We start from the raw sequence: 16,847 nt of genomic DNA, 5'->3' as shown, positions 1-16,847 counted from the left end.
ATATTAAACGTGTGTATATTCGTTCTCGGGTAGAAGTAAGGTAAAATGCTGTTGTTCATGTAACACCCCGTATATTTGAGATCGTAGTAAAATACGTCTTGCCCAGTTCAGATGCGGCTTAATTTCATTCATTTTGTTGTAGTATTCGCTCTTGAACACTCCACGGCTGCCATCGTTACTCTCTACAATGCTTAGTGCATCCACATATTCCTCATGCATCACTGTATACATGGCCTGCACGGGTCTTAGATGGGAAGGATGAATAATCGTCTTGCCGACAATCCCGTTTTCTTTATCCAGAATCACTTCACGGATCAAGCCGTCCATGGCGCTGGAATTATAATTGTGCTGCATCTCCCGGCCCTGCCTGCCGAAGGCATCCTCAAAGGCAGTCTGACGCAGCTGCGGGCGGAGCCCCTGCTGTCTTTTGCCGGCAAAATACTCCCAGACCGGTCCTGAAATGACATAGCCCTCTTCCACCCGGCCGAAGACATTAATAATGTCCGATATACAGTCGCGGATCGGCATCAAATCATAAATGCTGATATCCGGACTGCGGCGCAATCCAAACAGACTGGAGAAATCAGTCGCTCCGATTCGGACATTCAGCACATAATCACGGTAATCGCCAAGCAAGTTACGTATGGCCAGCAAGCTGTCCGTCCGGGTCTCCCGGTAAATAATCGGGGCGCTTTCCAGAATCGGCATGCCATACAGCACAGGGGCAAGATAGCCGCGTGAGCTGTTATAATCGGCAATCGCCTCAAAGTACTCCACACCATTGTCCACTGAGAACTTGGGGAAGACAAAACCAGTGAGCATTGTAATAAACGATCCCAGCCGGAAAATCAGCTTCTGCAGCTGCTCCGGATTGCGGACGCGGATAAATAGCAGGGGAAGACTATTTCCGGGATCAGGCTCATTCTCGGCATAAGCCGACAGAAAGGAAAGATGCCTTACCACTGACTCTTCAGCGTAATCAACCTCTCCATCGCCTATCGCATCCTCCAGATCAATTATGACCGTCACCAGCCCCGCAGCTCTGAGCTTCAGAATATCCTCAGCCACAGTGGACCGGGTTGCCGGCATATAGAGGGCAGCCCCAACAGCGTAAGCCAGCAGTTCCTTGCTTGTAGTATGGTTAAATGAAACAGGCGGAGAGTAGAATAATGACGTTTCTTGCTCTTGCGTCAGGTAATCGAAGTATCTCAAAGGCCTTCCCCCTTATAGTTTTGCAAAGCGGAGCAAAACAAATAGCCTCTCCTTATAGAGAGCTGCAGAACCGGCTATGCCGTCCTCTCGGGGACGGCTTCCGGCTCTCTCAAATACAAGCAAAGGCCATGCTATTCCATATACGATTACCCGGGATAAAAGGGAGTCTCACCTTCCCTGTGATGGTCCTCTTTATCCTATGAAACCTTGAAATTACGCGTTTCTGTTCATTTCTTTCTTTTTCTTTCCGGAACTGTACAGAATGGTTCCCACAAAGACCGCAATCAGAATGGTGAAGAAAATGAAATGCGGCATTTCAAATCCGAACGCTCCAGCAAGCATTTTGCCTGCAATCAGGGCAATCAACAGGAACGCCGTCTGCTCCAGTTCAGGGAACTTGGCAATGAGCTTCAGGAACACCTGCGCCACACCGCGCATCATCAGCACGCCGAGGATACCGCCCAAGAAAAGAACCCAGACTTTGTCGCTCAACCCGAAGGCAGCTACCACACTGTCAATACTGAACGCAATATCCATCAATTCAACCAGCAGTACAGTTTTCCAGAAAGAGGTGCCTTTATGTTCTTTCCCTTCTTCACCTTCGCCGGATTCATTTCGCTTGAATAATCCTTTATAAGCGATATAAAAGAGATATAATGCCCCAAGGACTTTGACGAGCGTAAATTTAATCAGGAACGTCCCTAGTCCGATCGCCAGGAATCTAAAGAGGTAAGCTCCCAATATCCCGTAAAACAACGCCTTCTTCTGCTGTTCTTTCGGCAAATGCTTAACCATTACCGCAAGCACAAGCGCATTATCTGCCGATAGCAGCCCTTCGAGCAAAATCAAGCTCCCGATAATCCCCCAGCTGACCGGGTCAGAGAGCGTTCCTACAATGTCGCTCCAAGAGAAAAAGTGCCCATAATTCTCGCTGATACTTCTAAAAAAATCACTGAACCAATCCATTTTGCTTGCGCCTCCGGAAAAATTAAATTATTTACTGCCCGCTACCCAGCGCAGTCCCCAGCCATAGGCCTGATCCATCTCCTGATGGCCGCTGAAATATTGCACAAGCCGTTCAATGCTGAATGTATCGCCTACGTTCCGGATCAATGCAATAGCGCACATGCCTTTCCGGTTGTTATGCTCGTCCAGATTCACAATAATCTCCGGACCCCCAGCCTGAGTGATGGTGACGACTCCATCGGCTTCAGACCAGTGCGTAACCCCCTTGTAAATAAATGAAAAGATTAAAATTCGTTCTATTTCCGCAAGCTTACTTCCGTTTATACGCAAGTTCTCGCCGGATGTTACGGTGCCTGTCCGGTCATCGCCATCGAGCACCACATAAGGCGGCTGCTGAAGATTTCCGAAAGCATTCCCCAGCGCTTGAACGACTCCTTTGCGGCCATTCTTCAACTCGTACAGGCAAGCGAGATCCAAATCCACGCCCCCTTTACGGCTGAACAACCCACCGCCTTGCTTCTGATTCCAATTCAGATTGATGAGCACTTCTCCAAGACCGGCAGCTGATTTCTTCAAATTTATGGAATCGCCCTTTTTCTTCAGCTCAATCTTCTTGAGATTGAGATTCAGAGGCGGCGCAGAAGCCTCTTCAATCTTCGGTGGTGCAGGCGGTACAGCCGGCGGGATCCGGGGTTCTTGCACAGGCGGTACGGATGGCCGTACCAATTCCGGTGCAGGACCTTTCTGCGGTTCACGGAGTTCAGGAACCGGATCATCTTCGACCTCAATTCCATAGTTAGCGCACAAGGCTTTAAGTCCGCCGTTAAATCCAGCCACAATAGCACTGAATTTCCACTCACCGCTATATCTATATAATTCTCCTACTACAACAGCTGTTTCCACAGAGAAATGATTTTCAAGATTACAGCGCAAAATCTCCATACCCGTCGCCCGATCCAGAATCCGGCAATGGGCCTCGCTCATCTGCCCGAACATTTGATTGCGGTTTTCGCCATCGTACAGTGTAATTGCAAATGCAATCCTCATCGTCTGAGCAGGAATGGTATCCAGCTCGATTTCAAAGTGTTTAAGACCGCTTGATTTGGTACCGGCTACATCCTTATATCTGATGTACGCCGTAGATGGATTGTTGTAAAAGATCAGATCTTCATCGCTGCGCACTTTGGCTTGTTCTCCAAGCAAAAATGCAGAGGCATCAATTTCCATAGAGGACGGAGCCTGCCAGCCAATCTCCACGATAATAGAGCGAAGCCCGGGATTTGCTTTGGTCAGGTCTGCCTTCTGGCCTTTAACCACTTCAATATTCATTCTTAAGCCACCTTTGTAAATGGATAAGAGTATAAAAAGGGCAGGATCGATGAGATCCCGCCTTTCAAGCCTTTGAAGCTGTTATTGCGCGTCCAGTCCATAGTTTCTGCATAGAGCACTTAGGCCGCCGGCAAATCCGCTTCCAATCGCCTGGAATTTCCAATCGGCACCATGCCGGTAGAATTCACAGAATACAACAGCAGTCTCCGTTGAGAAATCTTCACCCAAATCATATCGCAGCACTTCACGATCGCTGGAAGCGTCCACGACACGAACAAATGCATTGGACACCTGTCCAAAGTTCTGTGCCCGTGCATCACAATCATAGATCGTTACCGTGATCCCGATACGCTGAATATGTGCAGGAACTTTGCTGAAATCAACAATGATCTGCTCGTCATCCCCGTCGCCTTCTCCTGTACGGTTATCCCCCGTATAGGTTAAGGAGCCTGCGCCGCCGGTCGGATTATTGTAGAATACAAAGTCGTCCGCCCCTTTGGCTTTGCCGTCTTCATGCAGCAGGAATGCTGAAGCATCCAGGTCAAAATCCTTGCCGCCACTGTATTTGTTCGTATCCCAGCCGAGTCCCACCACTACCTTCGTCAGACCCGGATTAGTCTTGGTAAGATCGATCCGTTGTCCTTTAGAAAGACTGATCGTCACTGGCATCAACCCTCTTTCGTGAATGGTTTCATCTAAGGTCTAGATGTCTAGGTTGGCTGCAGTAAATTTTATTGCAGTCCGTAATCGCGTGTCAGACCGGCAAGACCGTCTTTGTAGCCTGCGCCGATAGCATTAAATTTCCACTCTGCGCCGTGACGGTACAGTTCACCAACTACCACGCCCGTTTCAACGGAGAAATCTTCACCAAGGTCGAAGCGGATCAGCTCCTCATTGTTCTCCTCGTTGACGATACGCACATAAGAACGGGATACTTGTCCAAAGTTCTGGCTTCTGGACTCCGCTTCATAAATGGTAATGGTAAAAGCAACCTTCTCAACATCAGCAGGGATGTTCTTCAGATCCACTTCAATCACTTCATCATCGCCATCACCTTCACCGGTACGGTTATCGCCGGCATGAACAACGGAAGCATTCTCATTCTGCTTATTGTTGAAGAAGATGAAGTTGCTTTCTTTCCCAACTTTACCTGCAGCATTTGTCAGAAAGACGGAAACGTCGAGGTCAAAATCCTTGCCGCCATCGTATTTGTTGGTATCCCAACCGAGGCCGACTTTGATTTTGGACAATCCCGGATTGCTTTTAGTCAAATCGATCTTTTGCCCTTTGGATAAATTAATTGCCATAGTTATTAAACCTTCTTTCCGAAATTAGATTTAAATGTATCGTTCAGCCAATTGATTGATATGTGCGGCATGGGCACCTTCACCGATTGCGGCAAATTTCCATTCTTCGCCGTGCCGGTAAAGCTCTCCACAGATCAGCGCCGTAAAGCCTGTGTAATTGTCGGTCAGATTAAACCGGATCAGCTCGGCATTTCCGGCAGCATTGATAATGCGGATGTACGCCGATTTGATCATGCCGAAATCCTGTTTGCGGTTCACGGCATCATAAATGTTAACTACTACAAGTACCTTGTGCACATCGGAAGGGATTGCCTTCAGATTGACATTGATTTGTTCATCGTCCCCGTCACCATCACCCGTCAGGTTATCCCCGGAATGAACAACGGAATTGTTCGGATTCTGCTTGTTGTGAAAGCATACCAAATTCATTTTGCTGGTCAGCTTACCATTCTCGCTCAGCAGCAGCGCCGATGCGTCGCAGTCCACATTCGCCTGTTTCTTCGCACCGAAGAACCCGCGGGCAGGTTCGGCAGGGTCCCAGCCCAAACCTACAATAACGTTAGCCAGCCCGGCATTTCCTTTAGTTAAATCAATCTTCTGTCCTTTTACCAAATTAATTCCAGCCAACTTTACGTACCTCCGTTTCCGAAAAGAATCACAGCCTGTAAGTCTAGCATTTTGGATGTTATACCACTCATACGGTAAAAAACCCAATCCGTTTCATCCGGTTGATGGATATTTGTTCCTGTTTTAGAGACTGAATTCGCTTGGGCTTAGTCCCAGTACACTGCAGATATTCCGCACAACCGCTTTCTCATGCTCATCAAAATCACCGTCTGCTGCACCGATAGCCGAACATACACCAACAATTACGCGTCCAACTTCCGGCTTGCTGCTGAATTTAGCAATAGCTTTGAGTGCTTCCTGTTTGCCGATTTCCGGGGAAAACTCAAAATTACTTACGTAGAAATTGAACTGGGCAATGACATCTCTCATGTCAAACACTTTGAGTTCATTGCTGAGATTCATATACCCCGCCATTTTGTTCTTTTCGGTTTCTTCAATCTTGCCATCAGCCGCCGCAACCAGCGCGCAGCCTGCAACTACCGCGTTCATGAAATCTTTATTTTTAAATTTCTTAACTTGTTCCGTTAACCCGCTCTTTGTTGTATTCAACCAATTTTTAAATGTGCTCATCGTATTCTCCTTCTATCATTATAGAGTATGATAAATAAAGATATCCCAGAGCCTCCTCTCCTTCTATTCGACAGATATTCTTAGTATTTGTCGATCCGTAAGTTTACTATTCTAATATAACCGATAGAAAAACAATATTCTAGTTTGCCACAATTTCACAGTACTTTCGACAAAAATCCCTTAGTTCGTTCATGTGAAGGATTGCCAAACAACTGTTCCGGAATACCTTCCTCAACCACCACGCCCTGTTCCATAAACAAGACACGATCGCCTACTTCGCGCGCAAAACCCATCTCATGCGTGACTACAACCATAGTCATACCTTCGCGGGCCAAATCCTTCATTACCGCCAGCACCTCACCGACCATTTCCGGGTCCAGCGCCGATGTCGGCTCATCGAAGAGCATAATCTTCGGTTCCATCGCCAGCGCCCTGGCAATTGCGACCCGCTGGGCCTGCCCGCCCGACAGGGATGCCGGATACATCTCCGCCTTCTCGCTTAAGCCGACCTTTTGCAGCAGTTCCAGCGCCTTCTGCCGCGCTTTGTCCGCAGGCCATTTACGGACCTGCATCGGGGCCAGCATAATGTTCTCAATGACCTTCTTGTGCGGAAACAGATTAAATTGCTGAAACACCATGCCGACCTCTGTACGGATATCGTTAATTCTTGTGCTTTTGGCCATCAAGGAAGTTCCTTCAATGATAACATCGCCCTCTTGCGGCTCCTCCAGCAGATTAAGGCAGCGTAAAAAGGTCGATTTTCCCGAACCCGAAGGCCCGATTACCACCACAACCTCCCGGCCGTAGATATCCACGTTAATATCGCTCAGCACCTGATGGGCACCGAATGATTTATGTAAATGTCGTACCGAAATAATAGGCTCCATATAAGGTTACACCTTCCGTTCAATATAATTGAGCAGCTTGCTGAGTGAATAGGTAAGAATGAAATAGATAAAGGCAGCGGTCAAATAAGGCTCCCATATCCGCAAGTATTGGCCTTTCATCGTATTGCTCCAATACATAATCTCCGGGGCGGCAATAAGCGCAAGCAAGGAGGAATCCTTAACCAGGACAATAAATTCATTCCCGAACGCCGGAACCATCCGTTTGATCGCCTGCGGCAGAATGATAAAACGCATCGCCTGCCATTTGCTCATTCCAAGCGACAACGCGGCTTCCCGCTGCCCAGGATCGATCGACTGGATACCGGCACGAAAAATCTCGGCGGAATAGGCGGCAGAATTCAGCGAAAGTGCGACAAATGAGGTCATCAGGACGTTGGTCGTGCCGTAAAAAAGTGGAATTACCCCAAAATGCACGATCAGGATCTGTACATACAGCGGTGTGCCACGAAAGAAGTTAATATAGGAATGGAACGGCCAGCGGAAATACCATTTCGGAGCCATTTTGCCAAAGCCCATCCCCAAGCCCAGGATCGAGCCGCAAAGAATAGATACAATAGATACTCCAATTGTGAATAGCGTTCCCTTCAGTAAGACCGGCAAATAATGAACGATGATGTCGAATCTGAAGTCCATAGAATTCTTCCCTTCTCTTCTGCTCTAAATTTCAAAAAAAGAAGCATGCGCAATAGCAATCATTACGCACGCTTTATTGTCTCCCTGCTTGCTTACTCCGCGCTAAGAAGAGTGGCTGTATCCGGTTCTTCCCCGAACCAGGTTTTGTAGATCTCGGCATACTTTCCGTTCTCTATAACAGCTTTGATTGCCGGATCCAGTTTGGCTTTCCACTCGCTGCCCTTAGGATATAGAATGCCGTAATATTCGGAACCAAAGTTCTCCTTATCGAGGATGCCCGTTACTTTCTCTTTCGGATTGTTCTTAATGTATTCATTCACAATAGCGATATCAGCCACAACCGCGTCGGCTCCGCCGCCTTTCAGTTCCATCAGCGCTACCGCGTTGCTTTCAAAACGTCTCAGTTTGGTGTTGTCGACACCCATAATCCCGCTCATCAGATCATCGGCCGTTGTAGCCCCTTGTACCGCTACGGTTTTATCTTTCAGGTCCAGCGCATTCTTAATGTCACTGCCCTCTTTAACCATAATCATATTAGTGGATTCAAAGTAGGGGATAGAGTAGTCATAGGTTTCCTTGCGTTCGTCCGTAATGGATACCGAGGATAGACCTGCCTGATATTCCGTGCCCTGCTTCACACTGGAAAGCATCGTGTCCCATCCCGTATTAGTCACTGTATAATCGATACCCGCTTCTTCCATAACTGCCTTGATGAAATCAATGTCAAAGCCCTTGATGGTGTCCGTGTCCATATACTCCATTGGCGCGTAGCTGGCGTCACTTGCGAATTTGATCGACTCTTCTGCCGCATCTCCGCTTTTGGCGTTATTGTTGGAACCACAGCCCACCATAGACAAGACCAAAAATGCCACCAAAGCTGACATTGCCCACTTTTTTCCGATCCCCATTTTCCAATCCCCCACTCATTTTGTAAAATACTTAAGGAGATTTTAACAGATCACAGTGGTGATGACAATTAACTTTTCTCCATTATGTAATGTTATATAACACTAAATTCATAGATTGTAACATTTATCGCTAGACACAGTCCTCATATCTCCCATGAACATGCCATAAGAGCAAAAAAGACACGGCCAAGAGATCATGATTCTCCCTGGCAGTGCCTTCTTATTCCATGTTATATACTTCTGTTCGATTATTCCTTAAAAGGTTAAGTCCCCATCATACGAAGATATCATTCTGTACAGCTCCGGACGGCGGTCACGGAAAATGCCCCACTCAATCCGGCCCACTTCCAACGCATCCAGATCGAATTCGCTGACCAGTACCGTCTGCTCATCCCGCCCGGCTTCGACGATTTTATTGCCCTGCGGGCCGGCAATGAACGAGGAGCCGTAGAAGTTAATGCTGGAATCCTCATCAATTTCCTCGCCGATCCGGTTGGAGGCCACGACAGGAATCAAATTCGCCGCCGCATGGCCCAGCATGCAGGTCTGCCAGTGATCTTTGGAATCAATGGATCCGTCCTGCGGTTCCGAACCGATGGCTGTGGGATAGAACAGAATCTCCGCGCCCATTAGACTCATGACTCTGGCGGCTTCCGGGTACCACTGGTCCCAGCAGACGCCGACACCGATCTTGGCATAGCGGGTATTCCATACCTTAAACCCGGTATCCCCCGGATTGAAATAGAATTTCTCTTCATAGCCGGGACCGTCAGGAATATGGCTCTTACGGTATTTGCCCAGTACCGTGCCATCGGCATCAATTACCGCCAGCGAGTTGTAACGGGCATAGTTCTTTTTCTCGTAGAAACTGATCGGCAGCACGACTTGCAGCTCTTTGGCTACAGCCTTGAAATGATTCACTGCTTTATTCTGCTCCAGCTCAGTGGCGTAGACGTAATAATCAGATTTCTCCTTCTGGCAGAAATAAGGGGTTTCGAACAGCTCCTGCAGCAAAATAATCTGCGCGCCTTGAGCCGCTGCTTCTCTGACCAGACTGTCAGCCTTGCGAATATTCTCATCAATGTCGCCGGAACAGCTCATTTGTGTAGCGGCTACTTTTACTTTTCTCATGCTTCTGTCCTCCCTAGCGAGTAAATTACTTTGTGGCAGGCATCTGTTGGGTCGTGCAGTGTACGTTTCCGCCTTCGCCGATGACCGCCATACCGTTCACCTTACGGATTCTGCGGTCCGGGAACAAGGCAGCCAGACTCTGCTCCGCCAGCTGATCTGTCTCGGAAGCCGTCCCGCCGAATACCGGCAGTATAATGCCGCCGTTGACGAAATAGAAATTCAAATAGCTAAGCGTCAGGCGGCTGTCCTCATAGTCCACGCGGGGTGGTTGCTGAATCTGGATAATCTCCAGCTTCCGGCCTTTGGCATCCACCGCATTCTCCAGAATACGGAGATTCTCCTGAGTGATGCCGAAGTTCTCATCCTGCGGGTCGCCGCAGACCTGAATGATGACTTTGCCCGGAGCGGCGAAGCAGGCAATATTATCTACATGGCCGTCAGTCTCGTCACCGCTGAGGCCGCGCTTCAGCCAGATGATCGACTCGGTACCGGTATATTTCCGTACATATTCCTCAATGTCTGCCCGGTCCAGCTCCGGATTGCGGTTCGTGTTCAGCAGACATTCCTCCGTGGTGATCAGTGTGCCTTCACCATCGGTATGGATAGAGCCGCCTTCCATTACCAGCGGTGCGTCAAAACGTTTCATCTTCAGCTGCTCCAGAATTTGCGGAGCCACCTCATCATCCAGATCCCACGGCGAATATTTGCCGCCCCAGGCGTTAAATTTCCAGTTCACACCGGCGAGCACACCGTCTTCACCTAGAACAAACGTCGGCCCGTTATCACGCAGCCAGGCGTCATTATGCCGGATCGGCAGCAGCGTTACATTCGCCCCGAGTTCTAGTTCCTCTACCATCCCCAGATCGTCCGGATTGACAACCACGGTAACCGGCTCGAACTCAGCAATGGCACGGATGATTTCGGCATAGCCGTCACAAACAGATTTATGGTTGTCCGGAAAAACCATGGACGCCTGAACCGGCCAGGAGATGAAGGTCCGCTCATGCTTGCCCCATTCCGCCGGCATTGTATAGTTCAAATCTTTAGGATACATTTGTTGTTTACCTCTGCTGTTTATATTTGAAGCGGGAAGATCCCTGAAAGCTCCTTACCCATCATACAATAAACCGCCATTACGCTCAATGCCGCGCAGAATAAGGTCACCCTACAATTTGAGATGCTTAACGACGTTGCCCGTAAAATCTTTAACCGTGAACTCCCCGTTCTCAAGAATTCCGTAGGAATTCGGGTTATTCTCTTTTGGCAGCGAGATGGAGCCTGGATTCAGCACATAGATGCCTTCTTTTATATCGGCTACCGGCAGATGGGTATGTCCTTGGATAAATACATCCCCTTCAGCAAGTGCAGGCAAATGGTCAATGCTGAAGCCATGCCCGTGAGTGGCATAGATCTTCCGGCCTTCGTGGAGAATCAGTACATAATCCCCCATCATCGGGAACTCCAGCAGCATCTGATCGACCTCGGCATCGCAGTTGCCTCTAACAGCCACCAGAGATTTCCCGTACGCGTTAAGCTTCGTTGCGACTCCCTGGGGATTATAACCGTCCGGCAGCGGATTTCTCGGACCGTGATATAAGAAGTCCCCCAGAATCACTAGCGTATGCGGCTGCTCCTCCTCTACTTTTGCCAAAGCCTGCTCCAGCCAAAATAACGATCCATGAATATCGGAAATAAACATCAGCTTCATCGTATAATCTCCCTTTCTGTTCAACCCGTTTAAATAGCTTATCTTTTATCTTAACTTTCCTTGGCCCCGGAACGCAAAGCGGACGCCCCACCGGGACGTCCACATGAAACACCTATCCAAGATATACTTAAGGCAAATTGGAGGCTCCCATCAGGAAGCGGTCGACTTCGCGTGCAGCCTGGCGTCCCTCATTAATTGCCCAGACCACAAGACTCTGGCCGCGGCGGATGTCTCCTGCGGCAAATACACCCTCGACGTTGGTCGCCTGCGCACCGAATTCCGCTTTGGCGTTGGAGCGTTCATCACGTTCTATCCCAAGCTCATTCAGCACCGTTTCTTCCGGACCGGTGAAACCCAGCGCCAGCAGCACCAGTTGTGCCTTAATTACCTCTTCGCTGCCCGGAACTTCTACCGGAACCATCCGGCCCTGCTCATTGCGCGTCCATTCGATGCGCACCGTGTGCAGCTCCTGCACATGTCCGCCGTCATCACCAACAAAACGTTTCGTGGAAACGAGGTAACGGCGCGGATCTTCCTTATACAAAGCAGCGGCTTCCTGCTGGCCGTAGTCCACTTTGAGTACCTTTGGCCATTCCGGCCAAGGATTGTTGGATTGGCGGGTTAATGGAGACTGTGGCATAATTTCCAGCTGGATGACACTGCGGCAGCCGTGCCGGATCGAGGTAGCTACACAGTCGGTGCCGGTGTCTCCGCCCCCGATCACAACAACATCCTTGCCGGCCGCAGACAAATATTCACCGTCAGCCAAATCAGAGTCAAGCAGACTCTTCGTATTCAGCGTCAGAAATTCCATCGCCTGATGGATTCCCCGAAGCTCGCGGCCTTCCAGCGGAAGATCGCGGGCTTGTGTCGAGCCGCCGCAGAGCACTACAGCATCATTATCTTCCTTGAGCTGCGAAGCAGCAATGTCTCTGCCGATTTCGGTCCGGGTTACAAAGGTAATGCCCTCCTCCGCCAGCAAATCCACCCGACGCTGCACGGTTTTCTTATCCAGCTTCATGTTCGGAATGCCGTAGGTCAGCAGACCTCCGATCCGGTCAGCCCGTTCATATACGGTTACGCTATGGCCTGCTTTGTTAAGCTGTGCGGCACAGGCAAGGCCGGCCGGTCCGGAGCCAACTACGGCTACTTTTTTGCCCGTACGGGTCAAAGGCGGCTCGGGAACAATCCATCCCTCGGCGAATCCTCTATCTACAATCGACTTTTCAATGGATTTAATCGTTACGGGATTACCATGAAGGCCCACGGTACAAGCGCCTTCACAAGGAGCCGGACACACGCGTCCTGTAAATTCAGGAAAGTTATTGGTCTTGTGCAGCCGTTTCAGCGCAACTTCCCAATTGCCGCGGTAGACCATGTCATTCCATTCCGGAATGAGATTATGCAGCGGACAGCCGGAGGCCATCCCGGACAGCAGACGTCCTACATGGCAGAACGGTGTTCCGCAATCCATACAGCGCGCTCCCTGCTCCCGCAGCTTCTCCTCTTCCAAGGGTACCGAAAATTCATTCCAGTTCTTAATCCGTTCTAAAGGCTCACACTCCGCAGGAGTCTGCCGCTGATATTCCAAAAATCCGGTTGCTTTACCCATTCCTGTCATCCTCCGAGTCTCTCTAATTGACCGCCGAAAACTTCAGGGGCGGCATGTTGCCCATTCGGCTCCAAAAAGGCAGTTACTCTCTGTCACCGACTGATCATTTGTCACTGTAAAGCAGCAAAGCGAAAAACTGCAAGGAGGCCAAGTTCTCCCTCCTTCACAGGTCCTGCCAGGTACTGTCGTGGATTGAAATGCCTTAATATTATCATTGTTCCACTATACCCTAAATGAGCAATGTCACTTTTTTAGATAAAATTCCGGAGGATGGGCAGAGCTGGCTGAAAGCGTTATTTTACCTCAATCATTTTATACACAGCATTTAATACTTCCAGCAAAATCGCTGTAACCGGGAAGATCACCCAGTTGATATCCCAGCGCTCAAAAATAAATCCGCTGATCAGAAAACAGCCGGTAGCCAGCAGCCAAACGATGGATGTGATAGAGCTCTTGAAGTGTTTTTCCTCTTTCTCTTCAGGAACCTCAGTGTACTACTTCTCCTTGAGCAGAAAGCCAAAGCTTTCCTTGATACTCCCATAGTAGATGAACAGGAAGACAGGCAGCGCAATGAGCGCAAGCAGAATAGTGACCCCGTAGCCGCTGGCATCCTCATTGATTGCAGACCAGGCAAGGACAGGAACCGGAGAGAGTACACACAGGGATACACCCAGAGTCAGAGACAGGGTATAGGTAGGGGCAAATGCACGGCTGCGCTGCTCGATCTCGGTCCGCAAAAAATAGGGCAGATTAAAACCCTTTTGCAGATATTTGTATCGCTCCAGCTTTGTGTCGCTGAATATGAATAGCCCAACCGCCAGCGCCACCAGCAGCAGCAGCACGATCACGCCAATAATTCCGGCAGTGTCTTCCGAAATCACCCCACGGAGAAAACCAAATTCCGCCAGGGTAACAAACAGAATCAGCAGTGCCGGGCCGATGATGCACAGCATTACACCAATCCCCACCATAAAACCGCTAGTCTTCTTGGCAGCCAGATACCCCCATGTATCCTCCGGAGCAAGTACAGGAAGCAGCGTATCCTCTCCCCCCACTGTAATCCCAAGCTCGTCAATCAGCTCATCGATGTTGCCGAATTCGGATATGACAATGCCTACCGCCTCATTCTCTGATTTGCCTTCCTTCTTCAGTTCGTAATATTTCTCCTCCATACTAGCCAGCAGATCCTGCTTCAGCTTATATGTTTGCTCTGTCCTGGGCAGGGAAGTAAACATGTTGTTCAAATAGCCCCTAATGGTATCCATCCTGATCACAGCTCCTTTATGAATTTGTTGACGACCTCTTGCGTAACTTTCCATTCCTCGCATTTTTCCAGATAATAAGCCAGACCTTGCGGAGTTATACGGTAATAGGTGCGTCGTTTCCCAAAGGTTTCATCCATAAAAAAGGAATCGATGTACCCATTCTTCTCAAGCCGGGTGAATGCGGAGTAAAGCGTAGTCTCCTTCATGATGTACTTCTCCTCCGACAGCTTCCGGATGTTCTTGGAAATCTCATAGCCATAGGACTCTCCGTCCAGAAGCATATAGAGGATGAGCGTATCGTTATATCCCCGTATGACATCACTGCTGATCACAATTCATCCTCCTAACTTACCCCTCATTACTTCATCTGTCGTAGTAATTGCATTGTAGCATAATTACTACGACAGATAAAGTAGTTTTGGAAAAAATAGGCCGTCGGACTCCAGTGTCCTTATTGGGTGGCTGAGGTCCGTTTATTACGGTTTGCGGACTCTAACGGCGTTATCTCTCCAGATTGCCGCCTGCTTTCTTCCCTAACGGGCAGATAACGCCCACGGAGTCCGCCAAATTGGGACGATATGGATCGACGCAAAAAATGGATGCCACTCTCAACCGAGTGGCATCCATTTTTATCAAACTATTATATACAGTGCAGCTGGCACTTATTGCCGGACGGCCAATACAACCATTCCAATGCCCTTGGCGGTCAGCTTGCCCCCGGCAAGCTTCGAGACCAGATCCTCGCCGAACAGGATGCTCCACTCGCCAAGCTGCGGCACATCCAATGACACTTCGGCTGTATTTGAATTATAAAGCACGTATAAGTGCAGCGCCGGATCGCCTCCGGCGTGATCCCGGAGTGTATAGGCTATTGCCCCGGCAGGCGCCTTCTCAAACATCAGCTGTGCGCGAATTTCCTCCGCGCTGCGCAGGCGAAATGCCGGGTGGGCTTGCCTTAGCGCAATCAACTGCTTCATATAAGCAATATCCTCCACATGTGCCGCTGCGCGTTCCCAGTCCATACGGTTGATCTCAACGGGAGACTTAAAGCTGTTCTCCACCCCGTCCTTCGTACGCATAAATTCCTGTCCTGCATGAAGAAACGGAATCCCCTGGCTCGTCATTACCATTGCCGAAGCCAGACGATGCATCTCTCTGCGCCGCTCATCGCTTTCCCCTTTGGTGGAAATTACAATTTTATCCCAGAGGGTATGGTTGTCGTGGCATTCAACGAAGTTCACACACTGCTGCGGCTCATCAGCAAACGCCCCCATGGATTGACCGTATACGACTCCTCCGGTAATCCCCGTCTTCACCGCCTGCTCGAGGCCAGTCTTGCCGCCGATAAATCCAGGCTCTTCATAGCGGAAAATATTCCCTTTTACTGCATCGCGGAACCCGTCGTTGAACTGTCCGATGCCCGGAAGCGCATCCGCATTGCTCTGGCTGGCAAGGCGCTCCGCCGGAAGCTCCGTATCCAGGATCCAGCCTTCCCCTATAGTCATCAGTGAAGGGTCAATTTCATCCAGACAGCGGCGGATCTCCTGCATGGTTTCTATGTCGAGCAGTCCCATCAGATCAAAGCGGAAACCGTCGATATGATATTCCCGGGCCCAGTACAGCACCGACTCCACAATAAACCGGGTCATCATGATCCGCTCAGAGGCGACATCATTGCCGCAGCCCGAGCCGTTCGACAGACTGCCGTTCTGCTTATAACGTAAATAATAGCCGGGAACAAGCTTAGTGAAATTAACAAGGTAGCCGTCATAAACATGATTGTAGACCACATCCATGATTACGCGCAGTCCGCGGTCATGCAGTGTCTGGATCATTGTCTTCAGCTCGCGGATCCGCAGAACCGGATCATACGGATCCGTAGCGTAGGAGCCTTCCGGAGCATTGAAATTTTTGGGGTCATAACCCCAGTTGTAATGAGGCTGGTCTAGCTTGGTCTCATCAACACTTTCAGTAGCATAGTCATAAATAGGGAGCAGCTGCACATGGGTCACTCCGAGATCGGATATATGATCCAGTCCGGTAAGAATCCCGCCCGGTCCGCGCGTCCCTTCTTCGGCCAGACCCAGATATTGTCCCTTATGGGCAATGCCGCTAGCCGGATGAACAGACAGATCCCGCAGATGAAGCTCGTAAATCACCGCGTCCACAGGGTCAGCCAGAGGTGGCTTATCTTCTGTCCAGCGCTGGGGATCGGTCTTGCGCAAATCGAGAATCGCCGCTCGATCTCCATTCACGCCGACAGCCCGGGCGTAAGGATCGGCCGCTTCATTCCACTGCTCCCCGATGCGCACACGATAGGTGTAGAACTTGCCCTCCAAGTTCCCGGCCACGCTCAAACGCCATGTCCCCCTGACATCACGGATCATCGGCAAGATATCTCCGGCGGCTTCGTGCCATGAGCCATAAAGCACAACCGCTGCTTCCTGCGCAGTAGGTGCCCACAAGCAAAAGGCCGAGGAAGCAGGCGTATACGTCACGCCAAGGTCATCCCCGTCATAACTGAAAAGCTCATCAAATTCCTGGGCGAACACGGATATTCCTCCGGTAGCCGCCGGATCACCATAATAAATCGGTTCTTTCAATTCCTTTTGTACGGACAAGGCCATCTGTCTCCTTTACCCTTTAATAATTGGAATTATATCCTTATTAC

The 16,847-nt window shown here is 49.7% G+C and carries 17 protein-coding genes; all 17 read right to left on the bottom strand.

Annotation, left to right across the window (positions count from 1 at the left end):
• Window positions 1-3: 3 nt before the first annotated feature.
• Entirely contained in the window at window positions 4-1,212 is a 1,209-nt protein-coding gene (locus ACAN56_RS09045; protein ID WP_052091755.1) for an HpcH/HpaI aldolase/citrate lyase family protein, read from the bottom strand.
• 213 nt (window positions 1,213-1,425) lie between these two features.
• Complete coding sequence (locus ACAN56_RS09040; protein ID WP_038585053.1) at window positions 1,426-2,178, bottom strand: TerC family protein; 753 nt, start codon at window positions 2,176-2,178, stop codon at window positions 1,426-1,428.
• Between the two features lie 27 nt (window positions 2,179-2,205).
• Window positions 2,206-3,507: a TerD family protein gene (locus tag ACAN56_RS09035; RefSeq protein WP_379142172.1), complete on the bottom strand. Its 1,302-nt coding sequence runs from the start codon at window positions 3,505-3,507 to the stop codon at window positions 2,206-2,208.
• Window positions 3,508-3,588: 81 nt separating this feature from the next.
• On the bottom strand, window positions 3,589-4,170 hold the full coding sequence (locus ACAN56_RS09030) for a TerD family protein (RefSeq protein WP_038585047.1): 582 nt from the start codon (window positions 4,168-4,170) through the stop codon (window positions 3,589-3,591).
• Window positions 4,171-4,238: 68 nt separating this feature from the next.
• Window positions 4,239-4,814, bottom strand: a complete 576-nt coding sequence (locus ACAN56_RS09025) for a TerD family protein (protein ID WP_038585044.1) — start codon at window positions 4,812-4,814, stop codon at window positions 4,239-4,241.
• 30 nt (window positions 4,815-4,844) lie between these two features.
• Complete coding sequence (locus ACAN56_RS09020) at window positions 4,845-5,441, bottom strand: TerD family protein (RefSeq protein WP_038585041.1); 597 nt, start codon at window positions 5,439-5,441, stop codon at window positions 4,845-4,847.
• A gap of 123 nt (window positions 5,442-5,564) precedes the next feature.
• On the bottom strand, window positions 5,565-6,011 hold the full coding sequence (locus tag ACAN56_RS09015) for a tellurite resistance TerB family protein (RefSeq protein ID WP_038585038.1): 447 nt from the start codon (window positions 6,009-6,011) through the stop codon (window positions 5,565-5,567).
• A 155-nt stretch (window positions 6,012-6,166) separates the two neighbouring features.
• Window positions 6,167-6,889: an amino acid ABC transporter ATP-binding protein gene (locus tag ACAN56_RS09010; protein WP_038598375.1), complete on the bottom strand. Its 723-nt coding sequence runs from the start codon at window positions 6,887-6,889 to the stop codon at window positions 6,167-6,169.
• Window positions 6,890-6,904: 15 nt separating this feature from the next.
• Window positions 6,905-7,552, bottom strand: coding sequence for an amino acid ABC transporter permease (locus ACAN56_RS09005; RefSeq protein WP_038585035.1), 648 nt, complete (start codon window positions 7,550-7,552; stop codon window positions 6,905-6,907).
• A gap of 92 nt (window positions 7,553-7,644) precedes the next feature.
• The gene (locus ACAN56_RS09000) at window positions 7,645-8,460 is read right to left on the bottom strand and encodes a transporter substrate-binding domain-containing protein (protein ID WP_379142167.1); all 816 of its coding nucleotides are present in this window, start codon (window positions 8,458-8,460) and stop codon (window positions 7,645-7,647) included.
• A gap of 255 nt (window positions 8,461-8,715) precedes the next feature.
• Window positions 8,716-9,591, bottom strand: coding sequence for an N-carbamoylputrescine amidase (gene aguB, locus ACAN56_RS08995; RefSeq protein ID WP_038585030.1), 876 nt, complete (start codon window positions 9,589-9,591; stop codon window positions 8,716-8,718).
• Between the two features lie 25 nt (window positions 9,592-9,616).
• Window positions 9,617-10,645: an agmatine deiminase family protein gene (locus ACAN56_RS08990; RefSeq protein WP_038585028.1), complete on the bottom strand. Its 1,029-nt coding sequence runs from the start codon at window positions 10,643-10,645 to the stop codon at window positions 9,617-9,619.
• Window positions 10,646-10,756: 111 nt separating this feature from the next.
• Window positions 10,757-11,299 (bottom strand): phosphodiesterase, encoded by a 543-nt coding sequence (gene yfcE / locus ACAN56_RS08985; protein WP_038585025.1) that lies wholly within the window; start codon window positions 11,297-11,299, stop codon window positions 10,757-10,759.
• Between the two features lie 127 nt (window positions 11,300-11,426).
• Entirely contained in the window at window positions 11,427-12,911 is a 1,485-nt protein-coding gene (locus ACAN56_RS08980; protein ID WP_038585022.1) for a glutamate synthase subunit beta, read from the bottom strand.
• A gap of 494 nt (window positions 12,912-13,405) precedes the next feature.
• Window positions 13,406-14,176: a permease prefix domain 1-containing protein gene (locus ACAN56_RS08975; RefSeq protein WP_379142163.1), complete on the bottom strand. Its 771-nt coding sequence runs from the start codon at window positions 14,174-14,176 to the stop codon at window positions 13,406-13,408.
• A 5-nt stretch (window positions 14,177-14,181) separates the two neighbouring features.
• On the bottom strand, window positions 14,182-14,508 hold the full coding sequence (locus ACAN56_RS08970) for a PadR family transcriptional regulator (protein ID WP_038585016.1): 327 nt from the start codon (window positions 14,506-14,508) through the stop codon (window positions 14,182-14,184).
• Between the two features lie 330 nt (window positions 14,509-14,838).
• Window positions 14,839-16,797, bottom strand: a complete 1,959-nt coding sequence (gene pulA, locus ACAN56_RS08965; RefSeq protein WP_379142159.1) for a type I pullulanase — start codon at window positions 16,795-16,797, stop codon at window positions 14,839-14,841.
• Between the last annotated feature and the right edge of the window lie 50 nt (window positions 16,798-16,847).

This window comes from Paenibacillus paludis (genome assembly GCF_042610515.1).
Lineage (GTDB): Bacteria > Bacillota > Bacilli > Paenibacillales > Paenibacillaceae > Paenibacillus_AQ.
Note: the sequence above shows the minus strand (reverse complement) of the source record. Positions and strands in the feature narration are given on the sequence as shown.

What these genes read in the sequence shown, in the direction of transcription:
- ACAN56_RS09015 (WP_038585038.1), bottom strand. Translation starts at nt 6,011, where the DNA reads ATGAGCACATTTAAAAATTGGTTGAATACAACAAAGAGCGGGTTAACG.
- ACAN56_RS09035 (WP_379142172.1), bottom strand. Translation starts at nt 3,507, where the DNA reads ATGAATATTGAAGTGGTTAAAGGCCAGAAGGCAGACCTGACCAAAGCA.
- ACAN56_RS08980 (WP_038585022.1), bottom strand. Translation starts at nt 12,911, where the DNA reads ATGGGTAAAGCAACCGGATTTTTGGAATATCAGCGGCAGACTCCTGCG.
- ACAN56_RS08990 (WP_038585028.1), bottom strand. Translation starts at nt 10,645, where the DNA reads ATGTATCCTAAAGATTTGAACTATACAATGCCGGCGGAATGGGGCAAG.
- ACAN56_RS09040 (WP_038585053.1), bottom strand. Translation starts at nt 2,178, where the DNA reads ATGGATTGGTTCAGTGATTTTTTTAGAAGTATCAGCGAGAATTATGGG.
- yfcE (WP_038585025.1), bottom strand. Translation starts at nt 11,299, where the DNA reads ATGAAGCTGATGTTTATTTCCGATATTCATGGATCGTTATTTTGGCTG.
- ACAN56_RS09000 (WP_379142167.1), bottom strand. Translation starts at nt 8,460, where the DNA reads ATGGGGATCGGAAAAAAGTGGGCAATGTCAGCTTTGGTGGCATTTTTG.
- aguB (WP_038585030.1), bottom strand. Translation starts at nt 9,591, where the DNA reads ATGAGAAAAGTAAAAGTAGCCGCTACACAAATGAGCTGTTCCGGCGAC.
- ACAN56_RS09025 (WP_038585044.1), bottom strand. Translation starts at nt 4,814, where the DNA reads ATGGCAATTAATTTATCCAAAGGGCAAAAGATCGATTTGACTAAAAGC.
- ACAN56_RS09005 (WP_038585035.1), bottom strand. Translation starts at nt 7,552, where the DNA reads ATGGACTTCAGATTCGACATCATCGTTCATTATTTGCCGGTCTTACTG.
- ACAN56_RS08975 (WP_379142163.1), bottom strand. Translation starts at nt 14,176, where the DNA reads ATGGATACCATTAGGGGCTATTTGAACAACATGTTTACTTCCCTGCCC.